Annotated in this window: 20 protein-coding genes and 1 pseudogene; 4 read left to right on the top strand and 17 right to left on the bottom strand. The window is 73.1% G+C overall.

Annotated elements, in window-relative coordinates:
• The 7 genes and pseudogenes from ABD352_RS06930 to ftsY form a co-directional block, all read right to left on the bottom strand.
• A pseudogene (locus ABD352_RS06930) lies at positions 1-285 on the bottom strand (hypothetical protein); the annotation flags it as partial.
• 37 nt (positions 286-322) lie between these two features.
• Entirely contained in the window at positions 323-1,870 is a 1,548-nt protein-coding gene (ffh, locus tag ABD352_RS06935) for a signal recognition particle protein (RefSeq protein WP_344611380.1), read from the bottom strand.
• Between the two features lie 147 nt (positions 1,871-2,017).
• On the bottom strand, positions 2,018-4,276 hold the full coding sequence (locus ABD352_RS06940; RefSeq protein ID WP_344611381.1) for a [protein-PII] uridylyltransferase: 2,259 nt from the start codon (positions 4,274-4,276) through the stop codon (positions 2,018-2,020).
• 27 nt (positions 4,277-4,303) lie between these two features.
• Complete coding sequence (locus ABD352_RS06945; protein WP_190249674.1) at positions 4,304-4,642, bottom strand: P-II family nitrogen regulator; 339 nt, start codon at positions 4,640-4,642, stop codon at positions 4,304-4,306.
• Positions 4,643-4,669: 27 nt separating this feature from the next.
• Positions 4,670-6,058, bottom strand: a complete 1,389-nt coding sequence (locus tag ABD352_RS06950) for an ammonium transporter (RefSeq protein ID WP_344611382.1) — start codon at positions 6,056-6,058, stop codon at positions 4,670-4,672.
• Between the two features lie 174 nt (positions 6,059-6,232).
• Positions 6,233-7,021 carry a phosphotransferase gene (locus ABD352_RS06955; RefSeq protein WP_344611383.1) on the bottom strand — a complete coding sequence of 263 codons (789 nt, stop codon included), beginning with the start codon at positions 7,019-7,021 and terminating at the stop codon, positions 6,233-6,235.
• Positions 7,022-7,133: 112 nt separating this feature from the next.
• Positions 7,134-8,360 (bottom strand): signal recognition particle-docking protein FtsY, encoded by a 1,227-nt coding sequence (ftsY, locus tag ABD352_RS06960; RefSeq protein ID WP_344611384.1) that lies wholly within the window; start codon positions 8,358-8,360, stop codon positions 7,134-7,136.
• Between the two features lie 122 nt (positions 8,361-8,482).
• Between ftsY and ABD352_RS06965 the strand changes: the two genes are divergently transcribed.
• Entirely contained in the window at positions 8,483-10,135 is a 1,653-nt protein-coding gene (locus tag ABD352_RS06965; RefSeq protein ID WP_344611385.1) for an alkaline phosphatase D family protein, read from the top strand.
• A gap of 911 nt (positions 10,136-11,046) precedes the next feature.
• Here the strand turns inward: ABD352_RS06965 and ABD352_RS06970 are convergent.
• Positions 11,047-11,475 (bottom strand): NUDIX hydrolase, encoded by a 429-nt coding sequence (locus tag ABD352_RS06970; RefSeq protein WP_344611386.1) that lies wholly within the window; start codon positions 11,473-11,475, stop codon positions 11,047-11,049.
• 35 nt (positions 11,476-11,510) lie between these two features.
• On the opposite strand from ABD352_RS06970, the gene ABD352_RS06975 reads away from it, so the two are divergent.
• Entirely contained in the window at positions 11,511-11,993 is a 483-nt protein-coding gene (locus ABD352_RS06975) for a glutathione peroxidase (protein ID WP_344611387.1), read from the top strand.
• Between the two features lie 19 nt (positions 11,994-12,012).
• Here the strand turns inward: ABD352_RS06975 and ABD352_RS06980 are convergent, their stop codons facing one another.
• From ABD352_RS06980 to ABD352_RS06990, 3 genes are all read right to left on the bottom strand, one after another.
• Positions 12,013-12,630, bottom strand: a complete 618-nt coding sequence (locus tag ABD352_RS06980) for an HAD family hydrolase (RefSeq protein WP_344611388.1) — start codon at positions 12,628-12,630, stop codon at positions 12,013-12,015.
• Positions 12,627-16,199, bottom strand: a complete 3,573-nt coding sequence (gene smc / locus ABD352_RS06985) for a chromosome segregation protein SMC (RefSeq protein WP_344611389.1) — start codon at positions 16,197-16,199, stop codon at positions 12,627-12,629. Before smc ends, ABD352_RS06980 begins: the two co-directional genes overlap by 4 nt.
• 318 nt (positions 16,200-16,517) lie before the next feature.
• A complete protein-coding gene (locus ABD352_RS06990; RefSeq protein ID WP_344611390.1) occupies positions 16,518-16,712 on the bottom strand; it encodes a hypothetical protein in 195 nt (64 codons plus the stop codon).
• Positions 16,713-17,014: 302 nt separating this feature from the next.
• Here ABD352_RS06990 and ABD352_RS06995 point away from each other — a divergent pair, with 302 nt between their 5' ends.
• The gene (locus ABD352_RS06995) at positions 17,015-17,662 is read left to right on the top strand and encodes a CAP domain-containing protein (protein WP_344611391.1); all 648 of its coding nucleotides are present in this window, start codon (positions 17,015-17,017) and stop codon (positions 17,660-17,662) included.
• 26 nt (positions 17,663-17,688) lie between these two features.
• Positions 17,689-18,468, top strand: coding sequence for a spherulation-specific family 4 protein (locus ABD352_RS07000; RefSeq protein ID WP_344611392.1), 780 nt, complete (start codon positions 17,689-17,691; stop codon positions 18,466-18,468).
• Here ABD352_RS07000 and mutM read toward each other — a convergent pair.
• From mutM to ABD352_RS07030, 6 genes are read right to left on the bottom strand one after another with little or no spacing between them, the layout of a single operon-like run.
• On the bottom strand, positions 18,404-19,258 hold the full coding sequence (mutM, locus tag ABD352_RS07005) for a bifunctional DNA-formamidopyrimidine glycosylase/DNA-(apurinic or apyrimidinic site) lyase (protein ID WP_344611393.1): 855 nt from the start codon (positions 19,256-19,258) through the stop codon (positions 18,404-18,406). The two genes, ABD352_RS07000 and mutM, sit on opposite strands and share 65 nt — an antisense overlap.
• 9 nt (positions 19,259-19,267) lie before the next feature.
• Positions 19,268-20,428 (bottom strand): mannosyltransferase family protein, encoded by a 1,161-nt coding sequence (locus tag ABD352_RS07010; RefSeq protein WP_344611394.1) that lies wholly within the window; start codon positions 20,426-20,428, stop codon positions 19,268-19,270.
• Positions 20,406-21,140: a ribonuclease III gene (gene rnc / locus ABD352_RS07015; protein ID WP_344611395.1), complete on the bottom strand. Its 735-nt coding sequence runs from the start codon at positions 21,138-21,140 to the stop codon at positions 20,406-20,408. Before rnc ends, ABD352_RS07010 begins: the two co-directional genes overlap by 23 nt.
• Complete coding sequence (locus ABD352_RS07020) at positions 21,137-22,153, bottom strand: phosphate acyltransferase PlsX (protein ID WP_344611396.1); 1,017 nt, start codon at positions 22,151-22,153, stop codon at positions 21,137-21,139. The genes rnc and ABD352_RS07020 overlap by 4 nt, the downstream gene beginning before the upstream one ends.
• A 13-nt stretch (positions 22,154-22,166) precedes the next feature.
• The gene (gene rpmF, locus ABD352_RS07025; protein ID WP_223101792.1) at positions 22,167-22,340 is read right to left on the bottom strand and encodes a 50S ribosomal protein L32; all 174 of its coding nucleotides are present in this window, start codon (positions 22,338-22,340) and stop codon (positions 22,167-22,169) included.
• A gap of 5 nt (positions 22,341-22,345) precedes the next feature.
• Positions 22,346-22,909 carry a YceD family protein gene (locus ABD352_RS07030; protein ID WP_344611397.1) on the bottom strand — a complete coding sequence of 188 codons (564 nt, stop codon included), beginning with the start codon at positions 22,907-22,909 and terminating at the stop codon, positions 22,346-22,348.
• Positions 22,910-22,934 lie beyond the last annotated feature (25 nt).

Below are 22,934 nucleotides of genomic sequence, written 5' to 3' on the forward strand. Positions count from 1 at the left end.
TGCCGCACCCGCGCCCACGCCCGCGACGCCTGCCGCACCCGCGCCCACGCCCGCGACGCCTGCCGTCGACACCCCCGAGCCCGCAACCGCGGGCCGAGCGTCGGCGCCCGCGCCCGTCGGCAAAGCGTCCGAGTCCGCCGGAAAAGCGTCCGCGGGCGAAGCATCCGAGTCCGAGCGCACGGCGCCCGCCGACCCGGCGTCCGGATTCACGCTTGCGAGGCCCGCCGACGAAGCGCCGAAGCGCACCGCGCCCGCGCGCGAAGCATCCGAGCCCGCGGCACCCACCGGTGGAGGATCCGTGACCGAGCGGGTGGCGGGTGGCTCAGGCGTCCTTGTCACGCTTCTGGAGCTTCGAGAAGTCGAGCTTCGGCAGGCGGAAGCCCGGCGGCAGGCCGGCCGCGTTCGGGTCCATGGCGGCCGGGTCGAGGCCGGGCGGGAGCTGCGGCATGCCGCCGGGCAGGCCGCCGCCCAGGCGGGGCTGACGCATGCCGCTGTTGCCGCTCTTGCTGCCCTTGCGCTTGTTCTTCGGCGACTTGGTGGCCTTCCGGCGGCCGCCGGGCAGGCCCATCATGCCGCCCATCTGCTTCATCATCTTCTGGGCGTCGGCGAAGCGGGTCAGCAGCTGGTTCACATCGGTGACCGAGACGCCCGAGCCGTTGGCGATGCGCATGCGGCGGGAGGCGTTGAGGATCTTCGGGTTGGAGCGCTCTTTCGGGGTCATGGAGCGGATGATCGCGGTGACCCGGTCGAAGTGCTTGTCGTCGATCTCGGCCAGCTGGTCCTTCATCTGGTTCATGCCCGGCATCATGGCCAGCACGTTGGCGATCGGACCCATGCGGCGCACGGCCTGCAGCTGCTCGAGGAAGTCCTCCAGGGTGAACTCCTGGCCGCCCATGAGCTTGGCGGCCATCCGCTCCTTCTCGTCATCGGCGAAGGCCTGCTCGGCCTGCTCGATGAGGGTGAGCACGTCGCCCATGCCGAGGATGCGCGAGGCCATCCGGTCCGGGTGGAAGACGTCGAAGTCCTCGAGCTTCTCGCCCGTGGAGGCGAACATGATCGGCTGGCCGGTGACGTGGCGGACGGAGAGGGCGGCACCACCGCGGGCGTCGCCGTCGAGCTTGGAGAGCACGACGCCGGTGATGCCGACGCCGTCGCGGAACGCCTCGGCGGTGGTGACGGCGTCCTGGCCGACCATGGCGTCGATGACGAAGAGGACCTCGTCGGGGTCGACCGCGTCGCGGATGTCGGCGGCCTGCTGCATCATCTCGGCGTCGATGCCGAGGCGGCCGGCGGTGTCGACGATCACGATGTCGCGCATCTGGCGCCGGGCGTGCTCGATCGACTCGCGGGCGACCTGCACGGGGTTGCCGACGCCGTTGCCGGGCTCGGGCGCGTACACCTCGACGCCCGCGCGGCCGCCCAGCACCTGCAGCTGGTTGACGGCGTTGGGGCGCTGGAGGTCAGCGGCGACGAGCAGCGGCTGGTGGCCCTGGCCCTTGAGCCATCGGGCGAGCTTGCCGGCGAGCGTGGTCTTACCGGAGCCCTGCAGACCGGCCAGCATGATCACGGTCGGCGGGTTCTTGGCGAACTGCAGCCGGCGCGCTTCGCCACCGAGCGTCGCCACGAGCTCCTCGTGAACGATCTTGATGACCTGCTGGGCCGGGTTCAGCGCCTGCGACACCTCCGCGCCCCGCGCCCGCTCCTTGAGCCGCGCGATGAACGCCTTGACCACGGGCAGCGCGACGTCGGCCTCGAGCAGCGCCAGGCGGATCTCGCGCGCGGTGGCGTCGACGTCGGCTTCGGTGAGCCGGCCCTTGCTCCGCAGCTTCGAGAAGATGCCGGAGAGCCGGTCACTCAGGGTGTCAAACACGACGTATCCGTCCTCGGTGTAGGAGTCCCTTGAAGGGTACGCGACCGCGGACACCGCGGCGCGGCCCGCGACACACGCGGGAACACGAGCCGGCAAATGGTGCAGAACGTCACAAAGACGGGCCACAACGGCAGGTCACGGAGGCGGTCACAGAGGCAGGGCGGCCTGCAGGACCGCGGCCTGCACCCGAGCGCGGGCCTCCGCGTCCCAGGTGCCGGCCAGGTAGAAGGCGTCGACCACCTCGCCCCCGAGCGTGGAGATGCGGGCCGAGCGCACGTCCGCCCCGACGTCGCCGAGCGCGCTGGCCACCCGGAAGAGCAGCCCAGGGGTGTCGGTGGCGCGCAGCTCCAGCACCGTGGCGTCCGTCGCGGCCGACAGGGGCTGCCAGACCACGCGCGGAGGCGCGCTCGCCGCCCTGCGCCGGGCCGAGCGCTCCCGCGCGGCCAGCCGCTCGGCCACCGGGAGGTCGCCGGTGACCGCGCGGCGCAGGTCGGAGGCGAGCGCCTCGCGGTCGATGTCGCCGCCGTAGCGGGGGTGCACGGCGCAGACCATCCGCGCGAGGCCGTCCACGGTCACCGTGTCGGCGGTGACGACGTCGAGGCGGTGCAGCGAGAGGCAGCCGGCGACGGCGGCCAGCAGGCCCCGCCGGTCGGACGCGGTGACGGCGACGGTGTGGGTGTCCAGCAGTACCGCCGGGAGCTTCGACGGCACCGCGAGCGCCGCGGCGGGGTTGGGCGGCGCGGCCACCACTCCGGTGTCGAGGGCGCGCTCCACGTGGCGGACCAGCTCGGCGATGAGCCGGCCCTTCCATTCCGACCAGGCGGCGGGCCCGGTGGCGGCCGCGTCCGCGCGGGCCAGGGCGTGCAGCAGGGAGAGCGTGGTGGCGTCGCCGACCGCGCTGGCGACGGTGGCGATGGTGCGCGGGTCGGACAGGTCGCGGCGGGTGGCGGTGTCGGGCAGGAGCAGGTGCAGGCGTACCACCTTCTCGACCTGGGCGACGTCCGCGGCGCTGAGGCCCATCCGGGCGGCGGCCACGGCGGCGATCGGGGCGCCGACGATGCTGTGGTCGCCGGGCAGTCCCTTGCCGATGTCGTGCAGCAGGCCGCAGAGCACGAGCAGGTCGGGCCGGTCCACGTCGCGGGTCAGGCCGGCCGCCTGGCGGGCCGTCTCGACCAGGTGCCGGTCGACGGTGAAGAGGTGCACCGGGTTGTGCTGCGGGAGGCTACGCACCCGCGCCCACTCGGGCAGCCACTTGACGACCAGGCCGTAGCGGTCGCAGGCCTCCCAGACGGAGATCATCGACGGGCCGCTGCCCAGCAGCGTGAGCAGCGCGTCGCGCGCGGGGGCGGGCCAGGGGCGCGGCATCGGGCCGGCGAAGCCGCCGAGCCACTCCAGGGTCGCGTGGGCGATCGGCAGGTCGGCCCGGGCGGCGGCCGCGGCCACGCGCAGGGGCAGGGCCGGGTCTGGGCGCGGGGTTACCGCGGCGCGGGCCAGCACGACCTCGCCGCGCTGCTCGACCACGTCGCGGGCGAGGGGGCGGCGCTCGGCGTGGCCGCGGGTGCTCGGTGCCGACCAGCGCTCCACGGCGCGCCACGCGTCGTCGCTGGCGTAGGCGATGGTGCGGGCCGACTCGGCGATGCGCCGCAGCACCTCGTCGCGGTCGCCCAGGTCGAGCAGCTCGGCGACCTCGTCGCGGTCCTGGGCGAGGAGGCGGTCGACGCGGCGCCCGCGCACGGCGTGCAGGGCGTCGCGGACGTCGAGGAGGGTGCGGTGCGCGCCGCGCACGGCCGGGCGGGGGCCGTCGGCGACGCCGGCGAAGCCGATGCCGCGCAGGACGCTGAAGTCGCGCAGGCCGCCGCGGGACTCCTTGACGTCACCCTCGAGGAGGAAGGCCAGCTCGCCGTGGGCCTGCCAGCGCTGCGTGGTGAGCGTGCGCAGGGCGGGCAGCAGATGGCGGGCCTCGCGCCGCCACTGGGCGACGGCGGCCGCGTGGAGGCGCTGCAGGAGCGCCTCGTCACCGGCGATGAGGCGGGCGTCCAGCAGGCCAAGGGCGACCTTGAGGTCGTCGCGGGCCAGCTTCAGGGCCAGCTCAGGGCTGCGGGTGGAGTGGTCGAGGGCGAACTTGGCGTCCCAGACCTGGTACCAGATCTGGCTGCCGAGCTCGTCCGCGGCCGCCTCCGCGCCCGGGCCGCCGTCGTGGAGGAGCACCAGGTCGAGGTCGCTGCGCGGGGCGCACTCCCGCCGGCCGAGGCCGCCCACGGCGACGAGGCAGGCTCCTGCCGTACCGCCGCCGGCACTTGAAAAGACCGAGGCGAGCCACTCGTCGATGGCGGCGCAGCGCTCGGCACGCGCGTCCGCGCCCGCCCCGGTCGAAAGGACCGGAGCGGGCGCGGGCAGCTGGGTCATCTGTTGTGGACGGAGATCGACGGCGGCTTAGAGGGCGTCGAGCCCGCGCTCGCCGGTGCGGACCCGGACGACTTCGTCGACCGAGGTGACCCACACCTTGCCGTCACCGATCTTGCCGGTGCGGGCGGCGGTGACGATGGCGTCGACGACCTTCTCGAAGTCGAGCTCGTCGGTGACGATCTCGACCCGGATCTTCGGGACGAACTCCACCGTGTACTCCGCACCGCGATAGACCTCGGTGTGGCCCTTCTGACGGCCGTAACCCTGGACCTCGCTCACGGTGAGCCCGGCGACGCCGAGCGCGTGCAGGGCCTCCTTCACCGCGTCGAGCTGATACGGCTTGATGACCGCGGTCACCAGCTTCATGCCCATTCCCTCCGACATCCCTCGACGCTATCCGGCCACTGTTTCGGACGCCGGGGCTTCTGCCGCCGGCGCGGGTGCCTTGCCCGCCCCCACGCCCGCCAGGGCGAAGGCGCCACCGCCACCGCTGCCGGTGCCCGGGGTCATGTCGTAGGCGCTCTCCGCGTGCTCCGCGATGTCGATGCCCTCGACCTCCGCCTCGGCGCTGACCCGGAAGCCGATCGTCTTCTCGATGATGAAGGCGAGCCCGAAGGCGATGGCGAACGAGTAGACCGTGACGATAGCGCTCGCGCCGGCCTGCGCGCCCAGCTGGCCCACGCCGCCGCCCATGAACAGGCCGTTCTTGGCGCCCAGGGCGTCGCTGATGGCCGAGTTGAGCTTGTCGTTGGCGAAGAAGCCCAGCCACAGCGAGCCGATCCAGCCGCCGACGAAGTGCACGCCGACCACGTCGAGCGAGTCGTCGAAGCCGAAGCGGTACTTCAGGCTGACCGCCAGGGCGCAGACGAGGCCGGCGACGAGGCCGAGCAGCGCGGCCGCCCACGAGTCGATGAAGCCACACGCGGGGGTGATGGCGACGAGGCCCGCGACCGCGCCGGAAGAGGCGCCGACGAGGGTCGGCTTGCGGTCGCGAATCCACTCGACGATGACCCAGCCGAGGACGGCGGCGGCGGTGGCGACCTGGGTGTTGACGAAGGCCAGGCCGGTGACGCCGTCGACGGTCAGCTGGGAGCCGGCGTTGAAGCCGAACCAGCCGAACCACAGCAGGCCGGCGCCGAGGGCGACGAAGGGCACGTTGTGCGGCTTCATGATCTCGCGCGGCCAGCCGATGCGCTTGCCGAGGACCAGCGCGACGCCGAGCGCGGCCGCGCCGGCGTTGATGTGCACGGCGGTACCACCGGCGAAGTCGAGCGGGTGCAGGTGCTGGGCGATCCAGCCGCCGCCCCACACGTTGTGCGCCACCGGGAAGTACACGAGGGTGCCCCAGCCGAACGCGAACAGCAGCCAGCCGCCGAACTTCGCCCGGTCGGAGATGGCGCCGCTGATCAGCGCGACGGTGATCACGGCGAACGTCATCTGGAAGACCATGAAGACGTACGTCGGAATGCCGATGCCACTCGGGTTGTCCGCGGTCGCGCCCCACATCTGGTCGATGTAGGTCTTGCTGCCGAAGTACTGGCCGAGATCACCGAAGAGGCCGCCGGCGCTGTCGGTGCCGAATGATGCGCTGAAACCGTAGAACAACCACATGATGCTGACGAGCCCGATGCTCGAGAAGCTCATCATCATCATGTTCAGGACGCCCTTGTTGCGGTTCAGGCCGCCGTAGAACAGGGCCAGAGCGGGCGTCATCAGCAACACGAGTGCGGTCGACACGAGAAGCCAGGCGGTGTTGCCAGTATCGATCTTAATTTCAGGCACGCGGGCCTCCAGATGGTCGAGATCCTCCCTCCCGACCTTCGAGGCAGCGTCGCCCTCCAGCCGGTTGCGCGAGAGCTTGTCGGGCTCACGTTTCGCGCACCGGCGCTGCGCGGTTTCTACCGCGTCACGTCATGTTTCCAGCGTGTGAAGAAACGCTCACACCTGCGAAAACGCCTAACGGAGCGCGTATTCGAGGGTGTGCCGCTCATAGTCGATGAGCCGCAGGTCACGCACCGGACGACGGAGATGTCCCTTGTGCACGATGCGCACGAATGCGGGGTCTCCGGCGGCCGCCATGCGTCGAATGCCTTCGATGTGATCGACAATTCGTTTCCGAATGACCCGGACGAGGCGGTGCCGGTCGCGCGGCGTCAGCCCGTAGGCGTCGGCGAACATCCGCAGCCGGCGCGGGCGGTTCGGCCGCTTCCAGCCCAGCGTGTAGGAGTCGCGGTCGGAGAACAGCGGGACCCACGTCCACGCCGCGTACGCGACGTCGTAGATCCGCGCGCCCGGGGAGGCCAGGTCGAAGTCGATCAGCGACAGGGTGCCGTCCGGGCGCCAGATGACGTTGTGCGGCGCCGCGTCGTGGTGGCAGATGACCTCGGTGTCGGGCGGCGGGGGCCCGAACGAGCGCCACACGGCGTTGGGCGGCGGGCGGAAGCCGGCCTGGGCGTCGTGGAACATCCGCAGCATGGTGGCGACGGTGACCATTGCCTCGTCCGTCACCCAGTGCGGGGCCAGTGGGTACTCTCCGCACTCGCCTTCGAGGTATTGCAGTACCTCACGGCCGCGCTCGTCGATGCCGTACGCGCGCGGCGCACCGGTGAACCCGACGTACTCGAGGTGGCGCAGCAGTGCATGCACGGCGGGCGTCCAAGGGCCCGCGTTGCGGCGCACCGTGTCGCCCGAGCGCACCACGACGGAGGTGTTCCCGCCGTGGAGCGGGATCTCCTGCTGCGTCACCTGATCGTCCTTCGCTGACCTGACCGGGGGAGCCCTGCCATTGCCGACCTGCCGTTTTTCCCCGCCGCGGCGAGCGCGGCGGGGTCTTACCGTCCCAAGGTACCGTCCGAGGTTACGCGTCCGCGCCAATGAGGGCGTCGACGAACTGTCGGGCATCGAACGGAGCGAGGTCGTCGGGCCCCTCGCCGAGGCCGACCAGCTTCACCGGGATGCCCAGTTTGCGCTGAACCGCGATGACGATCCCGCCCTTGGCGGTGCCGTCGAGCTTGGTCAGCACGACGCCCGTGACGTCCACCACCTCGGTGAACACCCGGGCCTGCTCCAGGCCGTTCTGCCCGGTCGTCGCGTCGAGGATGAGCAGCGTCTCGTCGACCGGCCCGTGCTTCTCCACGACCCGCTTGACCTTGCCGAGCTCATCCATCAGGCCGACCTTGTTCTGCAGCCGGCCGGCCGTGTCGATCAGCACCGTGTCCACACCCGCATCAATACCCCGTTTGACCGCGTCGAACGCCACCGACGCCGGATCCGCGCCTTCCGGGCCGCGCACCACGTCGGCGCCGACCCGCCCGGCCCAGGTGGCCAGCTGCTCGGCCGCGGCCGCGCGGAACGTGTCGGCGGCGCCGAGCACGACGGTGTGACCGTCGGCGACCAGCACGCGAGCGATCTTGCCGCAGGTGGTGGTCTTGCCCGCGCCGTTGACCCCGACGACGAGCAGCACCGCCGGGCGGCCCGCCCGCGGCGTGGCGGCCAGCGAGCGGTCGCGATCCGGCTCGAGGGCGGCGACCAGCTCGTCAGCCAGCATCGAGCGCAGCTCGGTCGCGGTGGCGGTGGCGTGGATCCGGGCCCGTTCGCGAAGCTTGGCGACGAGCTCGGTCGTCGCCTGTACGCCCACGTCGGCCCCGATCAGCGTCTCCTCGATCTCGTCCCAGGTGTCGTCGTCGAGCCGATCGCGCGACAGCAGGGCCAGCAGGCCCTTGCCGAACACGTTCTGGGAGCGCGCGAGGCGCGAGCGGAGGCGCACCAGCCGCCCGGCGGTCGGCGCCGGTGTCTCGACGACCGGCGGCGCCACCAGCTCCTCGACGACTTCCGGCGCGGGCGCGGGCGCCACGACCTCGGGCGGAGGCGCCACGACCTCCGGCGCGGGCGGAGCCTCCGGTTTCTCGACGACCGGCGGGGCGGCAGGTTTCTCGATGACCGGGGGCGCCGCCTTCTGGGCGGGCTTCTCCGGCGGCGCCGGCGGCAGTGTCGGGGGCTTGCGGTAGCGCGGCGCGATCAGCGCCAGGGTGGCCCCGATCACCACGACCAGGAGCACCAGGCCGAAGACGATGTACGACTCCATGACATGAATCCTTCCAGACGCGACGGCGCACGGCCTGCGGTGGCGCGGAAGCCGAGTGGGCAGGATCATTCGGGTTGCATCGGCAGACACCCGCCACCCACCCGTCCGGAGGTCGCCACGCCATGTCCGAGACCGAACTCGACGCCGATCGGGGCCCGCTCCTGCTCGGCCCGGTGCTGCGGCGGGTGGAGGGCGACCGGGCGACGGTCTGGGTCGAGACGTCGCGCCCGGCGACCGTCGAGGTCGACGCCGCGCCCGCGGCCGGGGCGGCCCGCACGTTCACCGTGCACGGCCACCACTACGCGCTCGTCGTGGTCAGCGGGCTGCCCGGGGACGCGGTCACGCCGTACCGGCTCAAGATCGACGGCGTCGAGGTCTGGCCGCGGCCGGACGACCCGTTCCCGCCTCCCGCGATCCGCACCCGGCCCGCGGGGGCGCCCGTGCGGCTGGTCTTCGGGTCGTGCCGCAAGGCGAGCCCGCTGAGCGTCACGCAGTACCCGCCGGACGCGCTGGACGCCTACGCCGGCCGGCTGGCCGCCGCCGTGCGCGCGGACACGCCGACGCCGTGGCCGGACCTCCTGGTGCTGCTGGGCGATCAGGTGTACGCCGACGAGACCCCCGAGAAGATCCAGCGCTGGCTGCGCCGCCGCGAGGACCGCCGCGCGGACGCGCCGGTGACCCAGGTGGTCGACTTCCACGAGTACACGAAGCTGTACCTCGACTCCTGGAGCGACCCGGAGATCCGCTGGCTGCTCTCCACCGTCCCCAGCGTGATGATCTTCGACGACCACGAGATCATCGACGACTGGAACACCTCGCAGCGCTGGCGGGAGCAGGTGAGCCGGCTGAGCTGGTGGGAGCAGCGCATCCAGGCCGGCCTGGCCTCCTACTGGGTCTACCAGCACATGGGCAACCTGCCCCCGGACGCCCTGGCCGAGTGCCCGGTCTACGCCGCGGTCTCCGCCACCACCGACGCCACGCAGCTGCTCGACGACTTCGGCGCCCGCGCCGACCGCGACCGCGCGGCGTACCGCTGGAGCTACACGATCGACCTCGGCCGCACCCGCCTGGTGGTCGTCGACAACCGCGCCGCCCGCCAGCTGGAGCAGGGCAAGCGGGCGATGCTGCCGGACAGCGAGTGGGCGTGGTTCGTCAAGCAGCTGCCGGGCGACTACGACCACCTGCTGATCGGCTCCTCGCTGCCGTGGCTGCTACCGCCGGCCATCCACCACCTGGAGGCCGCGACCGAGCGCCTGGCCGAGTCTCCGCGGCCGTGGCTGGGCCGCCTGGGCGAGAAGCTGCGCCAGGCGGTGGACCTGGAGCACTGGGCCGCCTTCGGCCGCTCCTTCGACGCGCTGAGCGCCCTGCTGGGCCAGATCGCGGCCGGGCACGGCGGCGTCTCCCCCGCCCCGGCCACCATCAACGTGCTCTCGGGTGATGTTCACCACTCCTACGCCGCCCGCGCCGACCTCGGCCCGGAGGCGGTGAGCGCGGTGCACCAGCTGACCTGCTCCCCCGTCCACAACGACATGCCCAAGCTCGTCCGCCCGGCGATGAAGTTCGGCTGGAACCCGCCGGCGGCGCGGATGATGCGCTCCCTGGCCCGCACGCTGGGCCTGCGCAAGCCGCCTGTGCGGTGGCGCAAGACCGCCGGGCCGTACTTCGGCAACGCCGTCGGGCTGCTCCTGCTGGAGGGCCGCTCGGCCCATGTCACGATCGAGGGCACCCGGCCGGACAAGTCGCTGGGCGAGGTGGCCTCGCTCAAGCTGAGCTAGCCCGCACGCGTCCGCGCGTTGGCGGGCGCTCCGACGCCGCGCGGAGGCGCTGACGCCGGGCTGGTCGCCGTGCATCCGCGCATCCGCGCGGGCGGGCGGCACCACGCGGGCGGGCTTACCCGCGAGCGCGCCTGGGCGGGCTGGCCCACACACTGGCCTGCTGAGGTCGCGGGCGGGCGGCACCACGCGGGCGGGCTTACCCGCGAGCGCGCCTGGGCGGGCTGGCCCACACACTGGCCTGCTGAGGTCGCGGGCGGGCGGCGCCACGCGGGCGGGCTTACCCGCGAGCGCGCGCGGGCGGGCTGGCCCACACACTGGCGTGCTGGGGTCGCACGCCGACGCACGGACGCGCGAGCAAGCCGACACACACCGGCCGGGGAGGGGGTCTGGCCGCGCGCGGACCCGCACGGGCCGAACTTGCCGGCGCGGGAGCAGGTCGGTCGGCGCGCGGACGCGCTGGGCTGACCAATCCCACGCTGCGGCGGGCGGGGCCGAGTCAACCTCGCTCGGACGCGCCCGGGCCCAGCTCGCCGGCGCGGGAGTCGGCCGGCAGACGCGCGGACGCGCTCGGCTGAACCCAATCCCCACACTGCAGCGGGTAGGGCCGAGTCAACCTCGCTCGGACGCGCCCGGGGCCGGCTCGCCGACGCGGGAGTCGGCTGGCAGACGCGCGGACGCGCTGGGCTCAGCCAAGTCCCCTCAAGTGGCGGCGGGCGGGGCCGAGCCAGCCCGCGCGGAGGCGCGAAAGGGGCCGAGCCAGGCCGCGCGGAGGCGCGAAAGGGCCGAGCCAGGCCGCGCGGAGGCGCGAAAGGGCCGAGCCAGGCCGCGCGGAGGCGCGAAAGGGCCGAGCCAGGCCGCGCGGAGGCGCGAAAGGGCCGAGCCAGGCCGCGCGGAGGCGCGAGAGAGCCGGGCTAGCCCGCGCGCGGGTGGGTGAGCGGGGGCTCGTTGAGGTCGGTCCAGGTCCACAGCGTCGCCACCCGCGCCCGTCCCGTGAGATACGCCACAGCCGGATCGCGGATGGGCGCGAACCACATGTGCTCCAGCCGCTGCACCGCCTCCGGGAGCGGCACCCACGCGCCTGAGCCGTCATGCGGGCCCACGCCGGTCACCTCGAAGCCGAGCATCTCGTAGTCGACGCCCCCGGCCGGGTAGCGGGCGACCCACAGGAGGCGCTCGGGCAGTACCGACGCGAATCCCGACTCCTGGGTCACCTTGGCCAGCAGCGGCTCCCCCGGCTCGACCGCGCCCCCGGGCAGCGCCCAGTCCGGCGGGTCACTGATGAGCAGGACGTCCTTGCCACGGCGCACGACCGCGCCGACCGCGAGCTGTTGGCCGGTCACGCCCCACTGTAATGCGCCGGGCATACGATCGCGGCATGAGCTTTTACGACGTCGAGATCGCCGACCTGCAGGGCAAGCCGCTGGACCTCGGGCAGTTCCGCGGGCAGCCCGTGCTGGTCGTCAACGTGGCCTCGCGGTGCGGGCTGACGCCGCAGTACTCCGACCTGGAGGCGCTGCACAAGGAGTACTCGGGCCGGGGCTTCTCCGTGCTCGGCGTGCCGTGCAACCAGTTCGCCGGGCAGGAGCCGGGGACCTCCGAGGAGATCGCCGAGTTCTGCAGCACCACCTACGGCGTGACGTTCCCGATGACCGAGAAGGTCGAGGTCAACGGGGAGGGGCGGCACCCGCTGTACGACCTGCTCACGCCGGTCGCCGATGCCGAGGGGCACACCGGCGACATCCGCTGGAACTTCGAGAAGTTCCTCGTCGGCAAGGACGGCAGCGTCGCGGCGCGGTTCGGCCCCCGCACCGAGCCCAAGTCCGACGAGGTCGTCACGGCCGTCGAGGCCAACCTGTAAACGCGCCCGCGCGGTACCGCTACAGGCCGAAGGCGCGGCGCGGGTACGACAGGTCGTCGCCCGGCGTGTAGCGGTACGCGGTCAGCCCGGCCGCGCGGGCGCCCCGGACCATCCGGTCGGTGTCGTCGATCAGCATGCAGCGCGCGGGTGGCGTGTCGAGGAGGGCGCAGGCGGCCTGGAAGTACTCCTTGGCCGGCTTGTGCACCCCGATCTCGGCCGAGTTGGCCACCACGTCGAACTCGGCGGCGAGGTCGAAGGACTCGAGCACCTCGCGGAACTCGACGGTCGAGTTGGTGGCCACGCCCACCGGGTGCCCGGCCGCGCGCACGTCGCGCACGAACTGCAGCACCGCGGGGTCAACGGTGCCCGGGTACACCACCCACTCGTCCATCAGCTCGGCCGCCCGCTCGGGGCCGCCGACCCGATCGGCCAGGGTGGCCGCGACCGTGGCGAGCCAATCGGCGCGCGTCATGCGCCCCGTGATGGCCGGCAGGAGGCGATCCCACTCGAGCGCGGTGTCGAGGACCGTGCCCGGCTCCAGCCCGTACCGTTGCTCGATCTTGGCATTGATCGACGGGTCGAAGGCGCGCAGCACCCCGTCGAAGTCGATCAGCAGGGCCGTTGGGCGCTGGGTCACGCTGCCTCTTCCGTCCGCAGGCGCTGGGAGATGACCTCGGTCACGCCCGAGCGCATTGTCACGCCGTAGAGGGCGTCGGCGACCTCCATCGTGCGCTTCTGGTGGGTGATGATGATCAGCTGGCTGCGCTCCCGCAGCTGCTCGAAGAGTGTGATGAGCCGGCCCAGGTTGACGTCGTCCAGGGCGGCCTCCACCTCGTCCATGATGTAGAACGGGCTGGGGCGGGCCCGGAAGATCGCGCAGAGCAGCGCCACCGCGGTCAGCGAGCGCTCGCCGCCGGACAGCAGCGAGAGCCGCTTGATCTTCTTGCCGGGCGGCCGCGCCTCGACCTCGATGCCGGTGGTGAGCATGTCCTCAGGGTCGGTGAGCACGAGCCGGCCCTCGCCGCCCGGGAACAGCACCCCGAAGACCTGCTCGAACTCTCGGGCGGTGTCGTGGTAGGCGCTGGTGAACACCTCGAGGATGCGGTCGTCGACGTCCTTGACCACGGTGAGCAGGTCGCGCCGGGTCGCCTTGAGGTCCTCGAGCTGGTCGGAGAGGAACTTGAAGCGCTCCTCCATCGCCGCGAACTCCTCCAGCGCGAGCGGGTTGACCTTGCCCAGCAGGGCCAGCTCCCGCTCGGCCTTGGCGGCCCGCTTCTCCTGCGTGGCGCGGTCGAACGGCACCGGCTCGGGGGCAGGGCGCCCGTCGGCCTCGGCGGCGGCGACCTCGGGCGCGGTCGGCGGGACCGGCAGGTGCGGGCCGTACTCCGCGACGAGCGTGTCGGCGTCCAGCCCGAACTCCTCGGCCGAGCGGGCCTCCAGCTGCTCGATGCGCATCCGCTGCTCGGCCCGGGCCACCTCGTCGCGATGCACGGCGTTGGTGAGCCGATCCAGCTCGGCGGTGAGGTGCTTGGACCGGCCGCGCACCTCGGTCAGCGCGGTCTCGCGCTCGGCGCGCGTCGCGGCGAGGGTGTCGCGGGTCTCCTGGGCCTCGGCGATCGAGTCGGCCAGGCGCTCCAGCGCGAACGCGGCGCCCTCGGCGACGGCCTGCGCGACCCGGGCGCTGCGGGCGCGGGTGGCCTTGCGGGCGGCGGCGCGCTCCCGGGCGGCGCGCTCGGCCGCGGCCTGGCGCAGCAGCGCATCCGCGCGGCCTGCGAGGGCGCCCACGCGCTCCTCGGCCGTGCGCACCGCGAGGCGGACCTCCATCTCCTGCTGCCGGGCGACGGGCACCTCGGAGGCGAGGTCGTCGCGCTCCAGCGTCGACGGGTCCTCGTCGATCGGCGTCTCCTCGGCCGCCGCCAGCCGCTCCTCCAGCTCGACGAGGCTGGCCAGGCCGGACTCGCGGACCGCCTCGGCCTTGGTCTTGGCTGCGGCGTGCCGCTCGACCTCGGCCCGGGCCGACTTGGCGGCGGCGCCGAGCTCGGCGAGGCGGCGCGCGGCCGCGTTGCGGGCGCTGTCGGCCTCCTTCTTGGCCGCGGCGGTCTCGGCGACGACCTGCTTGGCCCCGGTGGCCGCGTTGCGGGCCAGGGCGAGCAGCTCCCGCGCCTCGGCGACGCGGCGCTCGGCGTCGACCTTCTGCTGGCGGGCCTCCTCGACGGCCGCCTGGACCTCGATGAAGCTGTGCTGCTTGCCGGAGCCGCCGGCCGCCGCGTAGGCGCCGATGACGTCGCCCTCGGGGGTGACGGCGCGCAGCGCGGGCGCGTAGGACACGATGCGCCGCGCGGTCGCGAGGTCGGGGGCGAAGACCACGTCGCCCAGCGCCCGCTCCAGGGCCGGGCGCAGCTCCTCGGGGGCGCGCACCAGGTCCATGGCCCAGGCCGCGCCCGGGGGCAGCGGCACCCGCTCGACCGCGGGCGCGTCGAGCATCGGCGCGGACGCGATGAGCAGCGCGGCCCGGCCGGCGTCGTCCTGCTTGAGCATCTCCACCGCGGCGATCGCGCCGTCCACGCCGGCGACCGCGACGGCGTCGGCCAGGGCACCCAGCGCGGCGGCGAGCGCGGCCTCGTGGCCGGCCTCGACCGACAGCAGCGCGGCAACGCTGCCGAGCAGGCCGGGGACGCGGTCGGAGCGGGCCAGCAGGGTGCCGGCGCCATCCTTGCGGCGCAGGCCCATGGCGAGCGCCTCCTCGCGGGCCTTCCACTGCGCGGCGTCCTTCTCCGCGGCCCGCTCGGCGTCGCTGTGCTGGCGCACCTCGCTGTTGATCGCGTCGAGCTCGCGGGTCGCCTCCTGGTGACGCATCTCCAGGTCGGCGTTGGCGTTGTCGGCCACCGACGCGCCGGCGCTGGCCTCGTCGTAGAGGCCCTGCGCCGCCTCCGCGCGCGCCTCGGCCTCGGCCAGCTGTACCGCGAGCCGCTCGATCTCCCCCGCGGCGGCGGTCGTGCGCGACCGGGCGGACTCGACCTGCCCGGCGAGCTTGGCCAGGCCCTCGCGCCGGTCGGCGATGGCCTTGTGCGCGGCCACGATGGCCTTCTCGGCGAAGGCGAGGCGCCGCTCCAGGTCCTGGCGGCGCTCGACCGCGTCGGCGAGGCGCTCCTGGCTGGCCTCCAGCGCCGCGCGCAGCTCTTCCTCCTGCTCGCGGACCTTGTCGGCCTCGGCGGTGAGCTGGTCCGGGTCGCGCCCGGGCCGCTCCTCAACGGGCGCGGCGGCGAGGTTGCGGTGCCGCTCGGCCGCCAGCTGGTGCAGCGAGCGGTAGCGCTCCTGCAGCGTCGAGAGCTGGTACCAGGTGTCCTGGGCCTCGGCGAGCACGGGCGCGTCCGCGGCGTGCTCGGCCTCCAGCGCGGCGAGGCGCTCGTTGACCGCCTCGACCTCGGCCTCGACCTCTTCGCGGCGGGCCCGCAGCGCGGTCTCGTCGGCGATCTCCCGGTCCAGGGTCTCGCGCAGTGTGGCCAGGTCGTCGGCGAGCAGCCGCAGCCGGGCGTCGCGCAGGTCGGCCTGGATGCCGGCGGCGCGGCGGGCCACCTCGGCCTGGCGCCCGAGCGGCTTGAGCTGGCGGCGCAGCTCGGTGGTGAGGTCGCCGAGGCGGTTGAGGTTGGCCTGCATCGCCTCGAGCTTGCGGATGGCCTTCTCTTTGCGCTTGCGGTGCTTGAGTACCCCGGCCGCCTCCTCGATGAAGGCGCGGCGGTCCTCGGGGCGGGCGTGCAGTACACCGTCCAGGCGGTTCTGACCGACGATCACGTGCATCTCGCGGCCGATGCCGGAGTCGGACAGCAGCTCCTGAATGTCGAGCAGGCGGCAGCTGTTGCCGTTGATCTCGTACTCGCTCTCGCCGGAGCGGAACATCCGGCGGGTGATCGACACCTCGGTGTAGTCGATCGGCAACGCACCGTCGGTGTTGTCGATCGTGAGTGTGACCTCGGCGCGTCCCAGCGGGGCCCGGCTCGCGGTCCCGGCGAAGATGACGTCTTCCATCTTGCCGCCGCGCAGGGCCTTGGCCCCCTGCTCACCCAGCACCCAGGCGATCGCGTCGACCACGTTGGACTTGCCCGAGCCGTTGGGCCCGACGACGCAGGTGATGCCCGGCTCGAGCCTCAGCGTGGTCGTGGAGGCGAAGGACTTGAAGCCCTTGGCCGTCAGCGTCTTGAGGTGCACGGATCTCCACGGTGTCGAGGTGTGTTACCGGGCAGGCTACCGCCGGGCAGCGTACCCGTCCCTGCAGCCCCGCACACCATAATGCGCGTGTCGTGTGCACAGCGCCCACCGGAGCCCCACGCGTCACTTACCGGACGAGCGGGTCGTTACTCACCGCGAGGTCGAACCCGAGGCACTCACCGCTACCGCGAGGTCACACCGAGACACTCACCGTGAAGTGGCACCAAGGTGCGAACATGACTGCGCGCCGAGACCCAATGGATGTCGGCGCGCGGGTTTACTGTGCAGTTCTGCGCAGGTTGCGGTGTCCCGAGAACTTCAGGCCATCGCCGGCTCGACGAGCCGGACCAGCTGGTCCGCCTCCGAAGCCGCGGCAGCGAGCCGGTCGTTCTCCGCACGGAGCCGCACGACCTCGAACTCGAGCGCCCGAACCTTGGCGCGCAGTGTGGTGACCTCGTCGACAAGACGCCGATCGGGCGCGCTGCCTACGTGGCCGAAGAGGGCCTTAGCCATATCGTCTCCTTGTTAAGCGCAGCCGGTCGAGTCCGGCAAACGCGCGCCCAGCGTCCCGCGACCGAAGCACAAGGGCATAATTGGGCGCGACTGGCGACCCCTCTATGTTCCGTCCGGGGTGGCACTTAGTCAAGCCGACGGGCACGCCAAACGTGCTGGCCAGGGTGTTCTCACTCACCCGGGTGCGTGATCCGCACCGCCGTGTCGATCGTGGCAGTGTGCCACCGGTTGCCCTGCGGCGCCACTGCAAAGTAGCGTCTTGTTCGGGAAATCTGCGGAACCGACACGACCGGGAGCGTCCGATGACGGCACCACGACCCGGTCTGCTCGCGCGGCTCGGCCCTGCGGGCATCGCCGCGCTCGTAGCCGGTGTGCTCGTGATCTTCGGCGTCGGCTCGGTGATCGTTCCGGCTCTGAGCTCCGGCCCCGCCCCCGCCGCCACACAGCAGGCCGCCGCGCCACCACCGGCGTCCGCGCCCGCCCCGTCCAGCGCCGCCCCGGCCGCCAGCAGCGCTCCTGCTGACACACCCAGCGCGGCCCCCGCCAAGACCACCCTCGTGGCCGCCAACTTCAACAGCGGCTACGAGGACAAGGTGGTCCAGCTGGTCAACAACGAGCGCCGGAAGGAGAAGTGCGCCCCGCTGCGGGTCGACGCGAAGCTGCGCACGGCCGCGCGGGAGCACGCCGCCGACATGGCTTCCCGCGACTTCACCGGCAGCCGGGGCAGCGACGGCAGCGACGCGGCCGGGCGCGCGCGGGCGGCCGGGGCCTCCGGCTTCGCCGACGAGCTGACCGCCAAGGGCGGCGACCCGGGCGACGTCGTCAAGCACTGGATGCACGACGGCAACGCGCGCGACGTGCTGGTCGACTGCGGCACCACATCGATCGGTGTCGGGGCCGCGATGCGCGGCCGCACGCCCTACTGGACGCTGGACACCGGCCGTGCTTGAGGGGGCCCAGCATCGTTAGTCCGGTCGTGGACCGGGTTCCGACGCTCCTGCCGCTGCGGGCGCATCCGCTGGCCCGGCCACACGCGTGGGAGATCGTCGCGAAGCACGGTCCGGCATTCACCGTCGTCGTCGACGTGGCCGGCGGGCCCGGCAGCGGCCGGGACCCGCTGTGGACCGCGGCCATGAGCCGCCTGGACACGGCCGGCGTGCGGCTACTCGGCTACGTCGACATCGACTACGGCACCCGCCCGGTCGCGGACATCCGCGCGGACGTGTACCGGTGGGCCGGCTACCCCGTCCGCGGCGTCTTCATGGACCACACGCCGGTCAGTCCCTACGCGATCGGCCCGGTCGCGGTCATCGCCCAGGCGGCCGCGCGGGCGGGACTGCCGGAGGCGGTGCTCAACCCCGGCGAACCGCCCGACGAGGCGTACCGCGAACTCGGCCTCCCCGTCTGCGTGTTCGACGGCAGCTGGCGGGAGTACCGGCGCTGGTCGGGCACGGGTGCGCGCCCGGGCGACGGCCACCTGGTGCACGCGGTGCCGCCGTGGGAGCTCGACGAGGCGGCCCGCCTGCAGGTCAGCCGCGGGGCCGGCTTCGGGCTCGTCACCGACCTGGGAGCGCCCGACCCCTACGCCGACCTGCCGGCCTGGTGCGGCCTCGTGCCGGGCCTGGCCGAGCTGGGCGCGGAGGCGGGCCGGCCCACCCCGGCGCCCCGCCGGCCCCGCCCGTACCCGCCGCTCAGCGTGGTGCGAGACGGGGCCGCGGCTGGCAGCGTGGGCAGGAGTACGAGGACCGGTTCATGAAGGCCTCCCGGCGGATCGGGCTGCCGCACCGGTTGCAGGGCAGGCCCTCGCGGCCGTAGGCGTTCAGCGACCGGTCGAAGTAGCCGCTCTCGCCGTTGACGTTGACGTAGAGCGCGTCGAAGCTGGTGCCGCCCTGGCCGATCGCCTCGTTGAGCACGTCGCGCACGTGAGCGAGCAGGCGCCGTACGACCGGGCGGGACAACTGCGACGTGTCGCGCGCCCCGTGCAGCCCGGCCCGCCACAGCGCCTCGTCGGCGTAGATGTTGCCGACGCCCGAGATCAGCGTCTGGTCCAGCAGCGCCCGCTTCACCTCCGTGTGCCGCTTGCGCAGCCGCTCCACGAACGCGTCGTCCACGAACAGCGGGTCGACCGGGTCCAGCGCGATGTGGGCGAGCTCGGCCGGCAGCACCGCACCACCGGCGGAGACGCTCAGGCCGCCGAACGTGCGCTGGTCGACGAAGCGCAGCTCCGGCCCGTCGTCGTCGAACGTGAACCGGATGCGCAGGTGCGTCTCGGCCGCCGCCGAGGCCGGCTGCATGAGCAGCTGCCCGGACATGCCGAGGTGGCCGACGAGGGCGTCCTCGTCGTCCAGCGGCAGCCACAGGTACTTGCCGCGGCGCATCACCGCGCCCACGCGCCGGCCGGCCAGGATGCTCGCGAAGTGCTCGGCGCCGGGCAGGTGGCGGCGGATCGCGCGCGGGTGCAGCACGTCGACCGCGGCGATGCGCCGGCCGGACACCCACTTGTCGAGGCCGCGGCGGACGGTCTCGACCTCGGGAAGCTCAGGCATGCAGGACCCCTAGATCGCGTAGTGCCAGACGGTGACGAGATACGAGCCGTACCACAGGCCGAACGCCCCGCAGAAGGCCAGCACCGTCATGATCGTGCGCGTCCGCGCCCGGGCGAGCGCGACCGCGGGCGGCACCAGAATCAGCAAGGCGGGCACGAGCAGCCGGGGCTTGGAGTGGTAGTAGCCGGCCTGGCCGAGGACCAGCACCAGCACGATGACGCCGTAGACGGCCAGCGGCGGCCACACGCCCCCGCGCAGCGCGACCACGGCCAAGGCGACGACGCCGATGAGCATCCAGGCGATGCTGACCTGGATCCAGCCGTCGCCGGCCAGCAGCGCGTCGTGCAGAAAGCGCAGGCTCGACGTGCCGTAGTCGAACGTGGTGCCCCAACCCGCGGTCTGGATGTCGAACCAGGCGCCCAGGTCCCCCACCCGCAGCCCGACCCACAGCAGGTAGGCGGGCACGCCGGCCAGAGCGATCAGGGCCGCGGCGATCGGCCGCCAGACGTCGCGGGGCTCGCCCTCGGGCTGGCGGCGCTGGCGGTACAGGTGGATGCCGGCGGCGACGGCGAGCGCGACGGCCGCGGCCGCGCCCGTCGGGCGGGTCAGCGCGGCGCCGAGCCCGAGCAGGCTGGCCGCCAGCCAGTCGCCCCGGTGCGCGCACAGCAGCATGCCGGCCACCAGCGCGGTGAACAGCGCCTCCGAGTACCCCATGGACAGCGCGAGCGACATCGGCTGCACGCAGAAAAGGACCGTGAAGATCAGGGCCACGCGCTCGGAGTACAACCGCGCGAGCAATGCGCAGAGCAGCACCGCGGCCGCGCCCCCGGCCAGCCACGACACGGTGATCGCGGCGGTGCCGTATTCGAGGCGGGTGACGTAGTGCACGAGGCGCACCAGCATCGGGTACGCCGGGAAGAACGCGAGGCCGTTGCCGACCAGGTGGCCGTCGTTGTCGAACGTGTAGCCGGTGGGGTACCCCTCCTGGGCCACGCGCACGAAATGCCCGGCGTCCCACGCGAGGAGGCGGTCGCGGACCTTGTCGTCGGGCGACATCCACCACAGGAAGGCAAGTTGCACCAGGCGGCTGAGGGCGTAGATGCCCAGCGGCAGCGCGAAGAGGACCGCGCGGCCGCGCTCGGTGTCCTTATCGACCTGCGTCATCGTCATCGGCGGCCGGTTCCTCGGTCGAAGTGGGTGCGGACAGCTCGCGCCACGCGGCCTCGGCCGCCCGCTGTTCGGCCTCCTTCTTGCTGCCGCCCTGCGAGCCGCCGTACCGCTGCTTGGCCACGATCACCCAGGCGGTGAACCGCTTGGCGTGGTCGGGCCCTTCCTCGTCGATGCGGTACTCGGGCACGCCGAGGCCACGCCCGGCGGTGAGCTCCTGCAGGCTGGTCTTCCAGTCCAGGCCGGCCCCGCGCAGCGCGGCCTCGGCCATCAGCGGGTCGAAGAGCTTGTGGATCACCTTGGCCGTGGTCTCCAGGCCGTACTGCAGATAAATCGCGCCGATGAGCGCCTCGAGCGTGTCGGCGAGGATGCTGGCCTTGTCGCGGCCCCCGGTCGCCTCCTCGCCCTTGCCGAGGAGCAGGAACGGCCCGATGCCCTGGGGTCCCAGGCGACGCGCGACGTCCGCGAGGGCGCGCATGTTGACCACGCTCGCGCGCAGCTTGGCCAGCTGCCCCTCGGCGAGCTTGGGATGGTTCTGGAACAGCGCGGTGGTGATCACCACGCCGAGGACGGCGTCGCCGAGGAACTCCAGCCGTTCGTTGGTGGGTAGGCCGCCGTTCTCGTACGCGTACGAGCGGTGGGTCAGCGACCGCTTCAACATCTCCGGGTCGAACTCGACGCCGAAGGCCACCTCGAGATGATTCTGATGCTTCACGATCGCTCTCCCAGTGCGTCCCGGATGGTGAGCCCGCCGGCCGAGGAGAGTTCGGTCAGCAGATCGTCGGCGAGCCCCGCGACGGCGGGGGTGATGCGTTCGCGATGCAGGCGCGCGGCGAGCGCGATGCCGCCGGCGACCTGGTCTCCGTTCGCGGCGCCGTGGCAGACGACGACGTCGCCGGCCACCCCGAGCAGTACGGCGGCCGCCTCATGATCCGACGATACCGAGATGGCGCCTTCGATGCCTTTGAGCAGTACGTTGCCGGTGAACCCGTCGGTGACGACCACGTCCGCCGGGCCCCCGCGCGGCACGTCGAAGCCCTCGACCAGGCCGATGTAGCGGCCCCCGGCCGGCAGCGGGACGTCGGACAGCGCGATCGAGACGGCCCGCCGCAGCCGGTCGCCCTTGCCCGGCTCGCTGCCGATGGACAGCAGGCCCACGCGCGGGCGCGCGATGCCGAGCCCGACGGCGGCGTAGGCGGTGCCGAGCACGGCGTGCTGCACCAGCTCGAGCATGGTGGCGTCCAGCGTCGCGCCGACGTCGACGAGCAGGACGGCGCCGCGGGGTGTGGGCACCCGGGCGGCCAGCCCGGGCCGGCGCACGCCGCGCAGGCGGCCGAGGACGTGCGCGGAGGCGGCGACGGCGGCGCCGCTGGACCCCGCGGAGACCATCGCGTCCGCACGGCCCATGTAGACGGCCTCCGCGGCCGCGCGCACCGTCGACTCGCGGCGGATGTGACGCAGCGGCGAGTCGGCCATGCCGACGGCGGAGTCGACTGGGATGACGCTTACGCGCCCGCGGTCTTCGTCCGCGAGCGCGCCGATGACCTCGCCGGCCGCTTCTCGCGGCCCGACGAGGACGAGGTGGAGGTCTGGATCGGCGCTGCATGCGCGCAGAGCGCCGTCAACCACGACGGCGGGAGCCCCGTCCCCGCCGAGGAGGTCGACGGCGATCCGCGCGACGCCGGACGGGAGTTCCCCGCCGTGCGGCGATCGGTCGGATCGCGTCACCCGGATCCGGTGGTCAGACCTCGATGACCTGGCGGCCGTTGTACGTGCCGCAGACCGAGCACGCCGCGTGAGGCAGCTTGGGCGAGCGGCACTGCGGGCACGGCTGCGTGGAGACGGCGACGGCCTTCCACTGGCTCCGGCGGGCCCGGGTGTTGCTGCGCGACATCTTCCGCTTGGGAACGGCCACGGGTCTTACTCCTCTGACGTCTTGATCTGGGACAGGGCGGCCCAGCGCGGGTCGAGCTGCTCGTGGGTGTGATCCGCGGGCAGTTCGTCGAGCGGTACCCCACACTCGGGGCACAGCCCTGGGCAGTCTTCACGGCACACAGGGTTGGCGGCCAGGGAGAGCACCACCGCGTCCCGCAGTGCCGGCTCCAGGTCGATCAGGTCGCCCTGCAGCCGTCCGACCTCGTCCTCGTCCGTCGTCTCGTCCGTCGTGCTGTGCTCGTAGGCATAGAACTCTTGGACCGGGACGTCCAGCGTGTCGCTGATCGGGCGTAGGCAGCGTCCGCACTCGCCGACCAGCGGGCCGGTGACGGTGCCGGAGACGAGGACGCCTTCAGACACCGACTCCATGCGCAGCTGGAGGTCGAGCTCGGCGCCCTGGGGCACGCCGATCAGCTCCAGGCCGAGGTCCTCGGGCGCCGGCACCTTCCGCGCGACCGCATGCAGGGCGCCCGGTCGGCGTGGGAGGTCTCTCGTTTCGAGGACCAGCGGCGACCGGGGATCCAGGTGCGGGTGTGGCTGATGTGGCATTCTTCAGACTCCGGCCAGGCAGGGC

Source organism: Dactylosporangium salmoneum, assembly GCF_039532525.1.
GTDB lineage: Bacteria > Actinomycetota > Actinomycetes > Mycobacteriales > Micromonosporaceae > Dactylosporangium > Dactylosporangium salmoneum.

What these genes read in the sequence shown, in the direction of transcription:
- ABD352_RS06940 (WP_344611381.1), bottom strand. Translation starts at nt 4,276, where the DNA reads ATGACCCAGCTGCCCGCGCCCGCTCCGGTCCTTTCGACCGGGGCGGGC.
- ABD352_RS06945 (WP_190249674.1), bottom strand. Translation starts at nt 4,642, where the DNA reads ATGAAGCTGGTGACCGCGGTCATCAAGCCGTATCAGCTCGACGCGGTG.
- ftsY (WP_344611384.1), bottom strand. Translation starts at nt 8,360, where the DNA reads ATGGAGTCGTACATCGTCTTCGGCCTGGTGCTCCTGGTCGTGGTGATC.
- ABD352_RS06965 (WP_344611385.1), top strand. Translation starts at nt 8,483, where the DNA reads ATGTCCGAGACCGAACTCGACGCCGATCGGGGCCCGCTCCTGCTCGGC.
- ABD352_RS06975 (WP_344611387.1), top strand. Translation starts at nt 11,511, where the DNA reads ATGAGCTTTTACGACGTCGAGATCGCCGACCTGCAGGGCAAGCCGCTG.
- ABD352_RS06990 (WP_344611390.1), bottom strand. Translation starts at nt 16,712, where the DNA reads ATGGCTAAGGCCCTCTTCGGCCACGTAGGCAGCGCGCCCGATCGGCGT.
- ABD352_RS06995 (WP_344611391.1), top strand. Translation starts at nt 17,015, where the DNA reads ATGACGGCACCACGACCCGGTCTGCTCGCGCGGCTCGGCCCTGCGGGC.
- mutM (WP_344611393.1), bottom strand. Translation starts at nt 19,258, where the DNA reads ATGCCTGAGCTTCCCGAGGTCGAGACCGTCCGCCGCGGCCTCGACAAG.
- ABD352_RS07010 (WP_344611394.1), bottom strand. Translation starts at nt 20,428, where the DNA reads ATGACGATGACGCAGGTCGATAAGGACACCGAGCGCGGCCGCGCGGTC.
- ABD352_RS07030 (WP_344611397.1), bottom strand. Translation starts at nt 22,909, where the DNA reads ATGCCACATCAGCCACACCCGCACCTGGATCCCCGGTCGCCGCTGGTC.